This window comes from Streptomyces sp. NPDC088730 (genome assembly GCF_044751215.1).
Lineage (GTDB): Bacteria > Actinomycetota > Actinomycetes > Streptomycetales > Streptomycetaceae > Streptomyces.
The window spans coordinates 293,883-309,512 of the sequence record NZ_JBIVLK010000007.1 but is presented as its reverse complement, the minus strand read 5'-3'; the positions used below and the strand labels follow the sequence as shown (position 1 = coordinate 309,512).

Sequence of the window (15,630 nt, the reverse complement as noted above, 5' to 3'; positions counted from 1 at the left end):
CGGGAGCACGACCATGGCATCGAACACGCTAGTCTCCCGGCCCGGGAGCGAGAGCCGCAGAGCGGGCCGCCGCAGGGCCGAGCGCGCGGCCGACCCCGGACGCCAGCGGACCCTCATCTCACCGGCCCAGCTCGGCAGGCGTCGCGGCAAGACGTTCTACTGGATCACCTTCGCCGTGGTGGTCATCGTCTTCACCGTGGCCTTCCTCGGGCCGCTGTACTGGATGGTCACCGGTGGCCTCAAGACCACCCAGGAAGTCGTACAGAGCCCGCCCACGGCCTTCCCCAGCTCCGTCCACACCGAGAACTACAGCCACGCCTGGACCGTGATGGACCTGTCCAAGCTGCTGTTCAACACCCTGTACTACGCCTTCGGCGCGCTCGCCTTCCAGCTGATCTTCGACGTCGCGGCGGCGTACTCGCTGTCCAAGCTGCGCCCGGTGTTCGGCAAGGTGATCCTCGGCATGATGCTGGCCACCCTGATGATCCCGGCCACCGTGCTGGTCGTCCCCCAGTACCTGACCATCCTGGACGTCCCGATCTTCCAGCGGAACCTGGTCAACACCCCCTGGGCGATCTGGCTGCCGTCGGTCACCAACGCGTTCAACATCTTCCTGCTGAAGCGCTTCTTCGACTCGATCCCGCGTGAGCTGCTCGACGCCGCGTCCATCGACGGCGCCACACCGCTGCGCACCCTGCGCTCGATCATCCTGCCGATCTCCCGGCCGATCCTCGGAGTCGTCTCCATCTTCGCCATCGTCGGCGTGTGGAAGGACTTCCTCTGGCCGATGCTCACCCTGCCCGACCCGAGCAAGCAGACCCTCAACGTGGGCATCTACTCGCTGGCCAGCGGCGTACCGGAGAACATCCTGATCGCCGCGCTCACCATCGCCTCCATCCCGACACTGCTCATCTTCCTGATCTTCCAGCGCAACATCATGGGCGGTCTGACCGCGGGCGGCCTCAAGGGCTGACCCCCGCCACACCGCCCCGCGCCGGGACCCCGCACAGCCGCCTTCCCCTCAGCACTCCGCCGCCGGCCCGACCGTCCTGCCCCGCTCACGGGCCGGCGGCGGAGTACCACCTGCCCGAAAGGAACGCCACGTGGCAGCCAACCGTCCGTCCGAGTCCACCGCTAACTGGTGGCGCGACGCAGCCATCTACCAGATCTACGTACGCAGCTTCGCCGATGGCGACGGTGACGGCACCGGCGACCTCGCGGGAGTACGGGCCAGACTGCCCTACCTCGTCGAACTCGGCGTGGACGCACTCTGGTTCACCCCCTGGTACCTCTCGCCGCTGGCCGACGGCGGCTACGACGTGGCCGACTACCGCACCATCGACCCGGCGTTCGGCACTCTGGCCGAGGCGGAGAAGCTGATCGCGGAGGCCCGCGAGCTCGGCATCCGCACCATCATCGACATCGTGCCCAACCACGTCTCCGACCAGCACGCCTGGTTCAGGGCCGCCCTCGAAGCCGGCTCCGGCAGCCCCGAGCGCGACCTCTTCCACTTCCGCAAGGGACGCGGCCCGGACGGCGCGACACCGCCCAACGACTGGGTCTCCGAATTCGGCGGCACCCCCTGGACCCGGCTGGACGACGGCGAGTGGTACCTCCACCTCTTCGCCACCCAGCAGCCCGACCTCAACTGGGCGCACCCGGCGGTCCGCCAGGAGCACGAGGAGGTGCTGCGCTTCTGGTTCGAACGCGGCGTCTCCGGCGTACGGATCGACTCCGCGGCCCTGCTGGCCAAGGACCCCGCGCTGCCCGACTTCGCCGAGGGCGACCCGCACCCCTTCGTCGACCGCGACGAACTGCACGACATCTACCGCGCCTGGCGCGCCATCGGCGACGAGTACGGCGGCGTCTTCGTGGGCGAGGTCTGGCTGCCGGACGCCGAACGGTTCGCCCGCTACCTGCGCCCCGACGAGCTGCACACCGCTTTCAACTTCAACTTCCTGGCCTGTCCCTGGGACGCCGGGCTGCTGCGGACCGCCATCGACGACACGCTCTCCGAGCACGCCTCGGTCGGGGCGCCCGCCACCTGGGTCCTGTGCAACCACGACGTCACCCGCACCGTCACCCGCTACGGCCGCGCCGAGACCGGCTTCGACTTCGACGCGAAGACCTTCGGCACCCCGACGGACCTGGCCCTGGGCACCCGCCGTGCCCGCGCCGCCGCCCTCCTCTCGCTGGCCCTGCCCGGCGCCGCCTACCTCTACCAGGGCGAGGAGTTGGGCCTGCCCGAGGTGGACATCCCGCTGGACCGCATCCAGGACCCGATGCACTTCCGCAAGGGCGGCGCCGACCCCGGCCGCGACGGCTGCCGGGTGCCGCTGCCCTGGTCGGCGCAGGGCCCGTACGCCGGCTTTGGCGCCGACGCGGAACCCTGGCTCCCGCAGCCGGTCGACTGGGCCTCGTACGCCGCCGACCTGCAGAGCGATGACCCGGACTCGATGCTCACGCTGTACCGCGAGGCGCTGAGGCTGCGCCGCGAGGAGCCGGGGTTCGCCACGACGGGGGAGCCGGGCGCGCCCGAGCTGACCTGGCTGGACGCGGCGCCCGGGGTGCTCGCCTTCAGCCGCACCGACGGACTCCTGTGCGTGGTCAACCTGGCGGCGGAGGCGGCCGAGCTGCCCGGCCACACTGCGGTGCTGCTGGCCAGCGGCCCGCTCGACGGGGCGGGCAGGCTCCCGCAGGACACCGCCGTCTGGCTCCGGGCCTGACTCCGGACCCGGCACGCACCTGCCCATGGGCCCGGCGGGGCCCATGGGCAGGATCGCGGGGGGACGGGGGCTGCGGCACAGTAGGGCATATGGATGCCGCGAATGATCTGAACGCCCTGGCCGCCGAGCACCTGGCCGCGGCCCGAACCTCCGCGCACGGCCGCAGCGCGCACCTCCTGCTGCACGAGGAGCCCCTGCGGCAGACCGTCATCGCCCTGACATCGGGCTCCGCGCTCGACGAGCACAACGCCCCGCCCGCCGCCTCCCTCCAGGTGCTGCGCGGCAGGGTCCGGCTCACGGCCGCCTCCGGCGATGTGGAACTGGCGCCCGGACGGCTGCACCCCATCCCGCAGGAGCGGCACGGGCTGCTCGCGCTGGAGGACGCCGTGGTGCTGCTGACCGCGGTCAACGGCTGACAGCCCGGGTCGGCCGCGCCGGTCGGGACCGGCCGGCGACTGATTCGGCCAAAACCTGTTGGGAGCGCTCCCAAAAGCGGGCAGGATGACGGGATGACCTCGCGAACCGGCCCCCGCGCCTACCACCCGGACGACCGTGCGGCCCTTGCGGACATCTGCGTCCGGACGGCCGACAACGGCGGCGACTCCAGCCACCTCTACCCGGACCCGGAGCTGATGCCGTCGATCTTCGCCGCCCCGTACGCGTACCTGGAACCCGATCTGGCCTTCGTGCTCGACGACGGTACGGGCCGGGCGGTCGGGTACATCCTCGGGACGGCGGACACCCCCCGGTTCGTGGCGGAGTTCCGCGAACGCTGGCTGCCCCTGGTCGACGACCGCTACCCACGGCCGCGGGGCGAACCGCGCTGCCCCGCCGACGAGATGACCGCCCTCCTGCACAACCCGGAGCGGATGGTACTGCCCGAACTGGCCGATCACCCGGCCCACTTGCACATAGACCTGCTCCCCGACTGGCAGCGCAGGGGGTACGGGAGAGAGCTGATGGATACGTTCTTGGCGGCCCTGCGCGCCAAGGGCGTCACCGGGGTCCACCTGTCCATGCTCACCGCCAACACCCGTGCCAGAGCGTTCTACGACCGGCTCGGCTTCACCGAGATCCAGGTGCCGGAGCCAGGCCCTGTCAGCTACCTGGTGCGCGGCACGGAGGCCTGCCCGTAGAACGGCGCGGCGGCGGGGGTGCCGCCCCGCATCCCTGGGCAGGTACTGGTGGACGACCCCGAAACGGGGCGAAGCGACCGGTGGCGAGAGGCGTGTGACGTGAGCGAGCAGACCTTATGGCAATTCTCCGACGACCGAGGACAGTTGTCGTCCGCCGAGCGGCGCCCGACGCGGGTGCTCGCCTACGTCCAGGCCGGAGCGACGCTGTGGGACCACGGGATACGGCCGGTCGCGATATTCGGCTCCGGCCACGACGACCCGGCCGTGCCCGACACCGCGAAGACCGGATCGCTGCCGCTGGCCGAGATCGCCTACGCCGGTGCGGGCCCCGCTCTGGACGTGGAGACGCTGCTGGGCTCCGGACCCGACCTCGTGGTGGCCGTCAGCTACGGCGGCGGCCAGGTCTACGGCCTCGCCCCGGAGACGGCCAAACACCTTGAGGAGCACGTCCCGGTCGTCGTCATCGACGTGGGCCAGGCGCGCACACTCGCGGAGACCGGCGACCGGTTCGCCCGCCTCGCCCGCTCGCTGGGCGCGGCGGAGCCCGACTCGGCCGCCCGGGAACTGGACGCCGCCCGGGACCGGCTGCGCGCGTTCGCCGCCGGACCGGACCGGACCCGCATCCTCGCCCTGTCCCCGGCCGGGCAGCAGCAGGCGCACCTGGCCCGCCCCCGCATGTGGCCCGAACTGCGGGTACTGGCCGAACTCGGCATCGACCTGGTGGAACCGGCCGACGGGCCCGGCGCGAACTGGTCCACGGTCGACTGGGCGGAGGCCGGGGCGCTGCGCCCCGCCGTCGTGCTCGCCGACATCCGGGTCAACGCCACCCCTCTCGGTGAGCTCCGGACGAACGAGGCATGGGCCTCGATCGAACGCACCGCCCGGGTGGTGCCCTGGAACCCGGAGCCGGTGTGCAGCGCCCACGCCCACGCCCGGTTCCTGGCCCTGGTGGCCGACGCGCTCGGGGCGTAGCCGGGCGGCCGGCGCCGCGCGCCGATGCCCCGTACGGCCGTGTCCGATCGCGCGGGACGTCCCTCTTCGCGAGGCTGGCCAGGAGTGTCCCGAGCCGGTACCCGCACGCCTCCAGGAGCAGACCATGCAGCAGGACAAGCACCCCGACTACCGCCCCGTCGTCTTCCGTGACCGTTCGGCGGGCTACGCCTTCCTGACCCGGTCCACCGCGTCGAGCGAGCAGACCATCGGCTGGGACGACGGGAACAGCTACCCCGTCATCGACGTCGAGATCTCCGCGGAGAGCCATCCGTTCTTCACCGGCAAGGCCCGGGTGGTCGACTCGGAGGGCCAGGTCGCCAAGTTCGAGCGCAGGTACGGCGACGACGGGAGCAGCTCCTCCTGACCCGTTCGGAGCAGTGACCGCATCCTCCGCGGGGGTTCGGCCGTTCGGCCCAACGGGGCGTGAAACGACGAAGACCAAGGGGAGAGCCGCGGCATGGTGCGGGACGGGACAGCGACTGTGGTGACGGGCCTGGGGCTGGTGACCCCGGTGGGCGCCGACGAGCAGACCTTCTGGACGGGGCTGTGCGCCGGTGCCGGAGCAGCCCGGCAATGCGAGGAACTGGCGGGTCTGCCGGTCGACTTCGCCTGCCGGGCCGACGGGCCCGACCTGGACGAGGCGGTGGGCGGGCGCGCCGTCTTCCGCATGGCGCGGTTCGTGAAGATGGCCCTGGTCGCCGCCCGCCGTGCCGTGGCGGACGCCGGGCTGCGCCCGGACCGGTGGGACGGCGGCCGGGTGGGCGTCGTGCTGGGCGTCGGTGTCGGCGGGGTCTCCGTACTCGTCGACAACGTCCGCAGGCTGGACGCCGACGGGCCGTCCGCGGTCTCCCCGCTCCTCGTGCCGATGATGATGCCGAACGCGGCCGCCGGGGAGATCGCCATCGACCTCCGCGCCCACGGGCCGAGTCTGGCCCCGGCCACCGCCTGTGCGTCGGGCGCCACCGCGATCGCCCTCGCCGGCGACCTGCTGACGAGCGGGAGCTGCGACGTGGTGGTGGCGGGTGGCGCGGAGTCCGTGGTGACCCCGCTGGTGGTGAGCGCGTTCGCGGGCATGGGGGCGCTCTCGGCGCGCACCGGTGACCCGGCGGCCGCGTCCAGGCCGTTCGCCGCGGACCGCGACGGGTTCGTCCTGGGCGAGGGCGCCGCCGTACTCGTACTGGAACGGGCCGGCGACGTCCGGGCCCGCGGCGGGCGGACACGGGCGGTACTGGCCGGGGCGGGAGCGGCCACGGACGCCCACCACCCCACCGCACCCGACCCGGGCGGCCGGGGCGCCGAGCGGGCGGTCCAGGCGGCGCTGGACCGGGCGGGCTGGGCCCCCGCCGAGGTGGACCACATCAACGCACACGGCACCTCCACCCCGCTCAACGACGCCATGGAGAGCGCGCTGATCGCCCGGCTCTTCCCGCACCGGCCCTCGGTGACCGCGCCGAAGGGCGTCATCGGGCACACGCTCGCGGCGGGCGGCGCGATCGAGGCGGTGGCCACCGTACTGACCCTGGAACACGGCCTGGTCCCGCCGATCGCCAACCTCGACGCCCCGCCGCCGGACTCCGGCCTCGACTGCGTGACCAAGGAACCCCGCAGGCAGCGCGTGGAGCGGGCCCTCAGCCACTCCTTCGGATTCGGCGGTCACAATGTCGCCCTCGCCTTCCAGCGGGCCCCCTCACCGCGCTGAACAGGAAGGAAAGGGGAGGCGAATGCCGGAATCCGGGTGTCCTGGCTGATTCCTGATCGTTTCTGTCGTATGACCACAACGATTGACAGCCCCGTGATGACCGAGGCCGGCACGGAGCGGACGACGGACCGGCTCACTTCGGTGCTCCTCGGCTCCGACGCCCGCCGGGAGCACGGATTCTGGCAGCGGCTCATCGCCACGGACCCGTTCCGCAGGCCCACCGTCCCGCCGCCCGGCCCCACCCCCGACGAACGGCTCGCCCTCGCTTACGCGCGGCTGCGCACGCTCAACAACACGCTGGACAGCGGCGCCAGGCTGGCGGCCGACCCGCGCGCCCTGGCCGCCCTGCACGAATGGCTCGCCCCGGTGGACCCGTCGCTCGCCACCGTCGCGGGAATCCACTACAACCTCTTCCTCGGCAGCCTCCTGGACCACGACGCCGACCGGACCCGCGACCTGTCCGATTTCCTCGCGATGCGACGCATCGGGACCTTCCTCTGTACGGAGGTGGCGCACGGCAACGACGCCGCGGCGGTCGAGACGACGGCCGCCTACGACCCCGACCGGGACGGATTCGTGCTGCACACCCCGCACCTGGGCGCGCAGAAGTTCATGCCCAACACCAGCCCGGCGGGCGGCCCCAAGTCGGGACTCGTCGCCGCCCGGCTGCTCGTCGGGGACACCGACCACGGGGTCTTCCTGCTGCTGGTGCCGCTCACCGACGCGTCGCGGGCCTTGCCAGGGGTACGGATCAGCAGGCTGCCGGCCCGGATGGGCAGCCCCGTGGACCACTGCCTGACCTCCTTCGACCAGGTCTTCGTGGGGCGCGAGGCACTGCTCGGCGGCAAGCAGGGACGGATCGGCGACGACGGGGTGTTCCGCAGCGGCACCGCGGGGCGCAGACGCCGGTTCCTCGCCTCCATCGCCCGCGTCACCACGGGCCGCATCTGCATGAGCGCGAGCGCGATCGGTTCCGCCCGCGCCACTCTCGCCGTCGCGGTCCGCTACTCGGGACACCGGTACGTCTCCGGCGGCCGTGTGCTGCCGCCGCTGCCGGTGATCGCCCACCGCAGCCATCACGGCCCGCTCGCCGGGGCCATGGCCACCGTCTTCGCGATGAGCCTGCTGCACCGACGGGCCCTCGATCGCTGGGAGTCGGCGGCCCACGGCCCCGAGCCGGAGCGCGAGGCGGCCGGCCGGCTGGTGGACGTCGCGAAGGGCTGGATCACCTGGCAGGCCCGCACGGTGATCGTCGAATGCCGCGAACGGTGCGGCGCCCAGGGCCTGCTGGAGCACAACGGGATGAGCGAACTCGTCACCGGGGTGGAGGGCGCCATCACCGCGGAGGGCGACAACATGGCCATCCACGCCAAGGCCGCCTCCGAGATGGTCATCTCCGCGATGCTCGACGCACCGGACGCGTGGGACGCACGGGACGCGGGCCCGCAGACCGGCGACCTGGACGATCTGCGGTTCCTCGGCCGGCTCCTGGCCCACGTGGAGCGGATCCAGTTCGCCCGCTCCCGCGCACGGATGGCGCGGGCCCCGCACGGCGGCCCGCTGCAGCGGTGGAACGCGGGCTCCGGGCCCGCGCTGCGGGGAGTCGAGGCGCACGCCTGCCGGCAGGCGGCCGAAGCGTACGCGGACGCGGTCGAGGGCCTGCCGGAGGGGCCCGCCCGCGATCGGCTGACCGACCTGGCCCGGCTGTTCGCGCTGCGATGGGTCCAGATGCACAGCGGCGACCTGCTCGTAGCCGGGCACCTCACGGCCGGTCAGGTGGACGACCTCACGGAGACCACCGAGCGACTCGTCGCCGCCGTCGCGGCCCACCTGCCGGAGCTCGCCGCCTCCTTCGCGCTGCCGGAGGAAGTGCTCGCGGACTGGCCCATCGCCGGAGCCCGCTATGCCGAGGCGTACGACGACCCGGGTGCGTCCTGGCATACCGCGGAGCGCCCGGTACCCGCCGGGAGCGAGCGATGAGGCCCGCGCCGGAGCGCGCGGCACCGCAGGGCGCGCGCCGGGCGGCCGAAGCGGTACAGGGGATCGGCGTCGGTCTCGTGCTCCTGGCCTTCTGGGGGACCGCGGCCGTGCTGTCGCGGTGGTGTCCGGGAGCGGAAGGGCCCGGAGGCGAATCGGTTCGCCGCAAGGCGTAACCGGCCGGACGCTGCTCAGTTACTCCGGCGTCGGGGTCGTGAGAGGCACCACCCCGGGACCCCCGCCGGACGGGCATGATGGAGAGGAAGACCATGAGCGCGATTCACCCCACGATCACCGAGGTACTCAGCCGTACCTTCAGGGTGCCTGTGGCCGAGATTCTCCCGGAATCCACGATGGACAGTCTTGACATGGACTCCCTGGCAGTAGCCGAGTTCGCCGTCGTCATGAGGGAGGCCGTCGGCGTCGAACTGGACCCGGGCACGCTGCACCGGGACACCACCCTCGCCGGACTGACGGAGTTCCTGCGCGCGAAGGCGGGCGGCGGGGCTCCGGTGGGCACCGCCCGATGAAGCTGCCGTCCATCGCTGTCACCGGTCTGGGAATGATCACCCCGGTCGGCAACGACACCGAGTCCACCTGGGACGGGGTGTGCGCCGGGGTCAGCCCGGCCCGCACCGTCCCCGCACTCGCCGGGTGCGCCATCGACTTCGCCTGCACGGTCGACGGGATCGACCTGGACGCCGCGGTCGGCCGGCGTACCGCCTTCCGCATGGGCAGATACACGAAATTCGCCGTACTCGCCGCGAGGGAGGCGGTCTCCGACGCGGGACTCGACCCGGGCGGCTGGGACGGCAGCCGGGTCGCGGTCGTCGTCGGCACCAGCAGCGGCGGTTCCGCCGGTCTCACCGATCAGGCCCTCGTGCTGGAACGGCGCGGGCCGGAGGCGACCTCGCCGTCCGGGATCCTGCTCACCATCCCGAACATGCCCGCGGCCGAGATCGCGATCGAGATGAGCGCCACGGGCCCCAGCCTGGCGCCCTGCACGGCCTGCTCGTCCGGGGTCACCGCACTGTCCGTGGCCCGGGACCTGCTGGTCACCGGGCAGTGCGATCTGGCGATCGCGGGAGCCACCGAATCGACCCTCTTCCCGATCGCCATGACCGGATTCGCCAGATCCGGCGCGGCCGCCCTGGCCGACGGCGACCTGTCCCGGCTCAGCCGGCCCTTCGCGGCCGACCGGGCCGGGCTCGTCATGGGGGAGGGGGCCGCCGTCATGGTGCTGGAGCGCGCGGCCGACGCCGAGGCCAGGGGCGCCGAGCCGCGCGCGCTGCTCGCGGGCACCGGCGCCACCACCGACGCCCACCACCCCACCAGCCCGCACTCCGACGGCCGGATCGCCCAGGCGGCCGTCGAGGCGGCGCTGCGCGACGCGGGCTGGCGGGCCGGGGACGTCGAGCACATCAACGCCCACGGCACGGCCACCCCGCGCAACGACGCGGCCGAAGCCGCCCTGATCGGCCGGGTCTTCCCGCACCGGCCGCCCGTCACCGCGCCCAAGGGCGTGCTCGGCCACTGCATGGGGGCGGCCGGAGCGATCGAGGCGGGGCTCACGATCCTCACGCTCCAGCGCGGAATCGTCCCGCCGGTCGCCAACCTGGACGCGCCCGCGCCCGGGTTCGACATCGACTGCGTGACCAAGCAGCCGCGGGAGCTGTCCGTCGGGCGTGCCGTCAGCCACTCCTTCGGATTCGGCGGACACAACGCGGTGGTCGCACTCCAGCGGCCCTGACCGGACAGCTGTGGAACCGGCCGGGCGGCCCCGTGCCACCGGCCGCACGAGAGGGCGGACCCCCGTGATGCGGGTCCGCCCCTCGCTCCTGTCCGGTTCGGCCGGTCCGGCGCGGTGCGCGGGGTCAGCGGCGCCGTCCCTGACCGAACTCGCCGCCGGCGTCCTTGCCGCCCACGTCCTTGCCGTCCTTGGTCATGCCGTCCGCGTAGTCGATCTGCTCCTTGCGCAGTTCCGCGGAGACTTCCTTCTGTTCGGTCACCTTCTTCGTCTCCATCCGCACCCGTTCGACCGGTACGGTCTCCTTCCGCGTCGTGGCGCGTTCGGCGTGCAGGGTGACCTCCACGTCCTGTTCGTTGATGTCCGAGCGGGCCGCCTTGTCACCGGGCTGGAGCGGCTCGCGCACCACGCGAACCTCCTCGTGCGTCACGGGCACGGTCCTGGTGACGTTCTCGGTGACGACGTACTTGTGCAGGCGGGCCTTGCCGCTCTCGTACTCCTCGGTGCTGACGCGCAGCTGTTCCTCGGAGCGGATGAGTTCCTCCTTGCCGCGCAGGTCGGCGGAGGCGGACCGCTCCGCGCCCGCTCCGGTTCCGACCAGCGGACGGGCGGTGCCGGCGGCGTCGGTGTCCCGGTGCTTTCCGGTACCCGTGCCCGCGGTGCCGGCGGCCTTCGCGCTGTCGGTGCCACGGGCCGCACCCATGGCCCCGGCCCCGGCCCCGGCTCCTGCCCCGGCCGCCGCGCCGGCTCCCGCAGCGCCCATGGTTCCGGTCCCGGACGTGGTCGGCGCACCGGCCGTGCCGGCGGCCCCGGAACGGTCACCGAGCTTGCCACCGGTGTTCCTGGTCAGGCCGTAGTGCCGGTAGAGCTCCTCCTCCTCGGAGACGGAGAGATGAGCGTCCGCGTCCACCCGGGGGGCTTCCTTGACGCGGTCCTTCGGATGGGAGATGTGCAGGTCGGAGCCCACGCGACGGGCTCCGGCGAGAGGCACGAAACTCTCCTTCATACCGAACAGGCCGGTCTTCACCGTGATCCAGTCCGGTCGGCCGGTGCTGTCGTCGACATACACCCGCCCCACGTTGCCGATCTTCTCGCCCGCGGTGTCGTACACCGTCAGGCCGTCGAGCTCTCCGGAATCCGTGAAACCGTCAGCGGCTCCCATGACCGATTCCTCCTAGCCCGGGCGCGTCCTGTGGGTGGGTCCAGCAGGTGAGGCGCGTCCGGATTCCATCGCGCCTCACCCGGATGGGCGCTGCAACCTCCCGGCCGGTGGGGGCGGGGCGCCCCACCCCCGACGGATGGGGCGGGGCCCCGCGTGATGCCGCTGTGGGCCCCGCGATCCGGTTAGGCCAATCGAGTGAACGGCCGGTCGGGTGCGGCCCGCCCGGCGAGCCACCGGTGCGCGGTCCTCCGCGATCGCCGCTGAGCAGGCCGTTCCCGCCGCGCGGTGAATTTCCGGCAAACCCTTGACACCCGCCGGACGCGGCACCATTCTTTCGCCAGAAATCGCAACGGCGTTGCGATTTCCGCACCGACAGATGGATGAAAGTGGACGAAGGAGGCCCGGCCCATGGCTGAGCGCGGTACGGACACCACCACCCCGGCCCGCGACGGACAGCAGGCCCCCGGAGTGCTGCAGACCGTCGACCGGGCACTGCTCGTCCTGCTGACCTTCACCGAGCAGCGGCCGGAATGGGGCGTCAGCGAACTGGCCCGCCACCACGGCTGGGACAAGGCCGTCGTCCAGCGGCTGCTCACCACCCTGAGCGCGCGGGGCTTCCTGCTCTGCGACGACAACAGCCGCCGCTACCGGCCGGGACCCGCGCTGTCCCGGCTGGCCAGGGTCAGCGAGCACAGCGGAGTGCTGTCCTCGATCTCCCGGCCGATACTCGCCCGGCTGCTGCGCGAGACCGGCGAGAGCATCGTCCTCAACGTCCCGCACGGGGGCAGCTACCGCTGCGAAGCCGCCGTCGACGGCACCGGACCCGTCCGCTACACGGCGATCATCGGCGCCGTCATGCCCGGTCACGCCGGAGCGTCCGGACACACGATCTTCGCCTACCACCCCGAGCGCGAGATCCGGCAGATGTTCGGCGCCAGCGGACTGACGCGCTTCAACGACCGCACCATCACGGACCTGGACGCCCTGCTCACCTGCTACGCGCAGGTCCGCGCCGACGGGTACTGCATCAGCCACGGCGAGTACGACGAGGCCGTCACCGCGGTCTCCGCCCCCGTCTTCCAGGGAGACGGCGTCCCCGCCTCCCTCACCGTCATCGGCCCCTCCCACCGCGTGGACCGGGCCGCCGACACCCTCGTGACGCTGGTACGCGCCGGCGCGGCGGAGATCACCGCCGCCCTCGGCGGCTGAACCGGCCCCGGTACCGCCCGGCCGCGGCCTCCCCTGCCGTCGCGTGCCCCCGGGCTCCGCCCTGCCGCGGAGACCCGCACCTGCCTCCCAGCCCTGCAAACCGAAGGGGGTGCCCCATGGCGCACCACGTCTCAGCGCCGCACCCTGCCCCGCCGCCTTCCGCCCCCGACGAGCCCCGGTCGCACCCCAGGGCCATGGAACCCGTGCTGCTGGTGATCCTGGTGGTGCTCTCCGCCGTGGGAGCCGTCATCGGCATCGACCTGGTCTCCAAGCTGGGCATCTCGGCCAACACCTCGGTCGTCGGCGCACTCGTCGCCATGCTCATCGGCCGCATCCCACTGGGCTTCCTGCGCCGGATGCGGTCCGTGCACCGGCAGAACCTCGCCCAGAGCGCGATCTCCGCCGCCACCTTCGCCTCCGCGAACGCCCTGCTGACCTCCGTCGCCATCCCGTACGTCTTCGGGCGCAAGGACCTGGTCTGGCCGATGCTCGCGGGCGCGTTCATCGGACTCGTCGTGGACGCCTGGGTGCTCTACCGCGCCTTCGGCTCCCGGCTGCTGCCCGCCGACGCCGCCTGGCCGCCCGGCACCGCGGCCGCCGAGACCATCAAGGCCGGCGACCGGGGAGGGCGCCGGGCCCTGATCCTCGCGGGCGGCACCGCCGTCGGCCTCGCGGGAACACTCTTCAGCCTGCCGCTCTCGGCCGCCGGAGTCGCCTTCCTGGGCAACGTCTGGGCGCTGATGATGTTCGGCATCGGACTGATGCTGCGCCAGTACGGGATGGACCTCTTCCACACCGACCTGGGCGCCGGGTACATCCCGCACGGCGTCATGGTCGGCGCCGGCATCGTGGCACTCGGCCAGGCCGTGCACCTGCTGATCGGCCGTCGCGAGCGCAGGCGGACGGCCGCCGCCGAGGAGACCCGGAGCGCCGCGCACGTCGAGCCGGCGGACCCGAGCACCGCCTACACCGTCGACGAGCGCGCACTGCGGCTCTCCCTGATCCGCGGCTTCGCGCTCTTCACCGGGGGCGCCGTGATCCTCGCGGTGCTCGGCGGGCTGATCGGCGACATGAGTCCGCTCGGCATCGTCGGCTGGGTGCTGTTCGCCGCCTTCGCCGCCCTGGTGCACGAACTGATCGTCGGTCTGGCGGCCATGCAGTCCGGCTGGTTCCCGTCCTTCGCCGTCACCCTGATCTTCCTCATCCTCGGCCTCGCCATAGGAATCCCCTCGGTGCCGCTCGCCCTCCTGGTGGGGTACGTCTCCGCCACCGGCCCGGCCTTCGCGGACATGGGCTACGACCTCAAGGCCGGCTGGCTGCTGCGGCGCGAGCACCGCCCCTGGGACCCCTTCGAGCGCGAGGGCCGCCGCCAGCAGTTCCTGGCCGCCCTCATCGGTTTCGCGGTCGCCCTCGCCGTCGTCGCCCTCGCCTGGCGCTCGTACTTCGGGCAGGGGCTCATCCCGCCCGTCGCCAAGGTGTACGCCGACACCATCAAGAGCGGCCTCAGCGACCCGGACGCGGTACGCACCATGCTCGTCTGGGCCATCCCCGGAGCCGCCATCCAGCTGCTCGGCGGCACCCGCCGGCAGATGGGCGTCATGCTCGCCACCGGCCTGCTCATCCTCACCCCGCAGGCCTGCTGGCTGGTCCTCGGCGCTCTCGTCGTCCGGGTCGGCTACCGCAAGCTGCGCGGCCCCGCGGCCGACGAGGAACTCAACCTGGTGGGCGCCGGACTGATCGCCGGCAGCTCGCTCGGGGACTCGGCCCAGATCCTCAAGACCTGAGCCGGCCGCCCCGCCCCGAACCACATCCCGTACCACCGCACCACTCAGCACCACCCGCACGGCAAGGAGACCCCCCATGGACATGTACAGCAGGCTCGAACCGCGTCCTGAGTACCTCAGCTTCGAACTCGCCCTGGCCGCCCGCAAGCTCGTCGAGGAGGTCATGCTCGTCAAGCGCGGCGAGCACGTCGTCCTCACCGGCGACACCAGCAGCGACCGCCGGGTCATCGAGGCCACCGCGCAGGCCGTCGCCGCCGCCGGGGCGCACCCCGTCGTCGTCTGGTACGAGACGCTGCCCGGCGCCTCGATGGAGCCGCCCCGCCCCGTCGCGGGAGCCATCGCCGACGCCGACGTGTGGATCGAGTTCGCCGTCTCGTACCTGATGCACTCCGACGCGTTCCGCGCCGCCATGGCGAACGGCTGCCGCTACACCAACCTCACCGCGATGGACGTCCAGATGCTGGTCGCCACCGTCGGACGCCCCGACTTCCAGGGCGTCATACGCCTCGGCAAGGCCCTCGTCGCCCTGCTGGAGGCGGCCGACGAGGTCCGGATCACCTCCGCCAACGGCACCGACCTGGTGGGCCGCAACGGCGACCGGCCGATCAACCTGCGCGGCAAGCCCGCGGAGAAGCCCGGCGAGACGGTCATGCTCTCCGGCCAGATCTCCTGGAACCCCCTGGAGGAGACCCAGGACGGCGTGCTCGTCTTCGACGGGGCCCTGTGGCCGCCGGACGAGATCGGCCTGCTGCGCTCGCCGGTCCGGTGCACCGTCGAGAAGGGCGTCGTCACCAAGATCGAGGGCGACGCCGACGCGGACACCTTCCGCCGCTGGATGGAGTCCTTCGACGACCCGAACATGTTCCGCGTCGCCCACTGGTCGCTCGGCTTCAACCCCGGCGTCCTCGCCCCGACCGGCCGCATCGTCGAGGACGAGCGCGTCTTCGGCTGCGTCGAACTCGGCATCGGCACCAAGGGCGCCTGGATCGGCGGCGAACCGTGGGTCGCCGCCGCCCACACCGACGGCAGCGTCCTCGGCCCGTCCATCTACCTGGACGGCGTCGCCATCGAGGAGAACGGGCGCTACGTGCACCCGGACCTGGTGGCGATCTGCCGCGACCTGGGCGTCGCCGGCTACTGACCCCCTCGGACGGGCCCGCACCCCCCGGTGCGGGCCCGTCCGCCACCCGTGAAACC

Annotated in this window: 14 protein-coding genes; 13 read left to right on the top strand and 1 reads right to left on the bottom strand. The window is 72.7% G+C overall.

Annotation, left to right across the window (positions count from 1 at the left end):
- The first annotated feature begins 13 nt into the window (after positions 1–13).
- From ACIP89_RS22860 to ACIP89_RS22815, 10 genes are all read left to right on the top strand, one after another.
- Positions 14–973 carry a carbohydrate ABC transporter permease gene (locus ACIP89_RS22860; RefSeq protein ID WP_401928131.1) on the top strand — a complete coding sequence of 320 codons (960 nt, stop codon included), beginning with the start codon at positions 14–16 and terminating at the stop codon, positions 971–973.
- Positions 974–1,103: 130 nt separating this feature from the next.
- The gene (locus ACIP89_RS22855) at positions 1,104–2,726 is read left to right on the top strand and encodes a glycoside hydrolase family 13 protein (protein ID WP_402116409.1); all 1,623 of its coding nucleotides are present in this window, start codon (positions 1,104–1,106) and stop codon (positions 2,724–2,726) included.
- Positions 2,727–2,815: 89 nt separating this feature from the next.
- Entirely contained in the window at positions 2,816–3,142 is a 327-nt protein-coding gene (locus ACIP89_RS22850) for a cupin (RefSeq protein ID WP_401928134.1), read from the top strand.
- 93 nt (positions 3,143–3,235) lie between these two features.
- Positions 3,236–3,862, top strand: a complete 627-nt coding sequence (locus tag ACIP89_RS22845) for a GNAT family N-acetyltransferase (protein WP_402116407.1) — start codon at positions 3,236–3,238, stop codon at positions 3,860–3,862.
- Between the two features lie 99 nt (positions 3,863–3,961).
- Positions 3,962–4,834: an ABC transporter substrate-binding protein gene (locus ACIP89_RS22840; RefSeq protein WP_402116405.1), complete on the top strand. Its 873-nt coding sequence runs from the start codon at positions 3,962–3,964 to the stop codon at positions 4,832–4,834.
- A gap of 124 nt (positions 4,835–4,958) precedes the next feature.
- Complete coding sequence (locus ACIP89_RS22835) at positions 4,959–5,219, top strand: type B 50S ribosomal protein L31 (RefSeq protein WP_401928141.1); 261 nt, start codon at positions 4,959–4,961, stop codon at positions 5,217–5,219.
- 93 nt (positions 5,220–5,312) lie between these two features.
- Complete coding sequence (locus ACIP89_RS22830) at positions 5,313–6,554, top strand: beta-ketoacyl-[acyl-carrier-protein] synthase family protein (protein WP_401928143.1); 1,242 nt, start codon at positions 5,313–5,315, stop codon at positions 6,552–6,554.
- A gap of 69 nt (positions 6,555–6,623) precedes the next feature.
- Entirely contained in the window at positions 6,624–8,534 is a 1,911-nt protein-coding gene (locus tag ACIP89_RS22825; RefSeq protein WP_402116403.1) for an acyl-CoA dehydrogenase, read from the top strand.
- A 266-nt stretch (positions 8,535–8,800) separates the two neighbouring features.
- A complete protein-coding gene (locus ACIP89_RS22820) occupies positions 8,801–9,061 on the top strand; it encodes an acyl carrier protein (RefSeq protein WP_401928148.1) in 261 nt (86 codons plus the stop codon).
- Positions 9,058–10,281 carry a beta-ketoacyl-[acyl-carrier-protein] synthase family protein gene (locus ACIP89_RS22815; protein WP_401928150.1) on the top strand — a complete coding sequence of 408 codons (1,224 nt, stop codon included), beginning with the start codon at positions 9,058–9,060 and terminating at the stop codon, positions 10,279–10,281. Before ACIP89_RS22820 ends, ACIP89_RS22815 begins: the two co-directional genes overlap by 4 nt.
- Before the next feature lie 124 nt (positions 10,282–10,405).
- Here the strand turns inward: ACIP89_RS22815 and ACIP89_RS22810 are convergent, their stop codons facing one another.
- Positions 10,406–11,440: a PRC and DUF2382 domain-containing protein gene (locus tag ACIP89_RS22810; RefSeq protein WP_401928151.1), complete on the bottom strand. Its 1,035-nt coding sequence runs from the start codon at positions 11,438–11,440 to the stop codon at positions 10,406–10,408.
- Between the two features lie 408 nt (positions 11,441–11,848).
- On the opposite strand from ACIP89_RS22810, the gene ACIP89_RS22805 reads away from it, so the two are divergent.
- The 3 genes from ACIP89_RS22805 to ACIP89_RS22795 all read left to right on the top strand — a co-directional run bounded on the left by ACIP89_RS22805 (position 11,849) and on the right by ACIP89_RS22795 (position 15,574).
- Positions 11,849–12,649, top strand: coding sequence for an IclR family transcriptional regulator (locus ACIP89_RS22805; protein WP_401928154.1), 801 nt, complete (start codon positions 11,849–11,851; stop codon positions 12,647–12,649).
- Between the two features lie 116 nt (positions 12,650–12,765).
- Positions 12,766–14,433, top strand: coding sequence for an OPT/YSL family transporter (locus tag ACIP89_RS22800; protein WP_402116401.1), 1,668 nt, complete (start codon positions 12,766–12,768; stop codon positions 14,431–14,433).
- 76 nt (positions 14,434–14,509) lie between these two features.
- On the top strand, positions 14,510–15,574 hold the full coding sequence (locus ACIP89_RS22795; protein WP_073738000.1) for a hypothetical protein: 1,065 nt from the start codon (positions 14,510–14,512) through the stop codon (positions 15,572–15,574).
- Positions 15,575–15,630 lie beyond the last annotated feature (56 nt).

Bases quoted from the DNA above. Each gene is read 5' to 3' on its own strand.
- ACIP89_RS22860 (WP_401928131.1), top strand. From the start codon at position 14: ATGGCATCGAACACGCTAGTCTCCCGGCCCGGGAGCGAGAGCCGCAGA.
- ACIP89_RS22850 (WP_401928134.1), top strand. From the start codon at position 2,816: ATGGATGCCGCGAATGATCTGAACGCCCTGGCCGCCGAGCACCTGGCC.
- ACIP89_RS22845 (WP_402116407.1), top strand. From the start codon at position 3,236: ATGACCTCGCGAACCGGCCCCCGCGCCTACCACCCGGACGACCGTGCG.
- ACIP89_RS22835 (WP_401928141.1), top strand. From the start codon at position 4,959: ATGCAGCAGGACAAGCACCCCGACTACCGCCCCGTCGTCTTCCGTGAC.
- ACIP89_RS22830 (WP_401928143.1), top strand. From the start codon at position 5,313: ATGGTGCGGGACGGGACAGCGACTGTGGTGACGGGCCTGGGGCTGGTG.
- ACIP89_RS22825 (WP_402116403.1), top strand. From the start codon at position 6,624: ATGACCACAACGATTGACAGCCCCGTGATGACCGAGGCCGGCACGGAG.
- ACIP89_RS22820 (WP_401928148.1), top strand. From the start codon at position 8,801: ATGAGCGCGATTCACCCCACGATCACCGAGGTACTCAGCCGTACCTTC.
- ACIP89_RS22815 (WP_401928150.1), top strand. From the start codon at position 9,058: ATGAAGCTGCCGTCCATCGCTGTCACCGGTCTGGGAATGATCACCCCG.
- ACIP89_RS22810 (WP_401928151.1), bottom strand. From the start codon at position 11,440: ATGGGAGCCGCTGACGGTTTCACGGATTCCGGAGAGCTCGACGGCCTG.
- ACIP89_RS22805 (WP_401928154.1), top strand. From the start codon at position 11,849: ATGGCTGAGCGCGGTACGGACACCACCACCCCGGCCCGCGACGGACAG.
- ACIP89_RS22800 (WP_402116401.1), top strand. From the start codon at position 12,766: ATGGCGCACCACGTCTCAGCGCCGCACCCTGCCCCGCCGCCTTCCGCC.
- ACIP89_RS22795 (WP_073738000.1), top strand. From the start codon at position 14,510: ATGGACATGTACAGCAGGCTCGAACCGCGTCCTGAGTACCTCAGCTTC.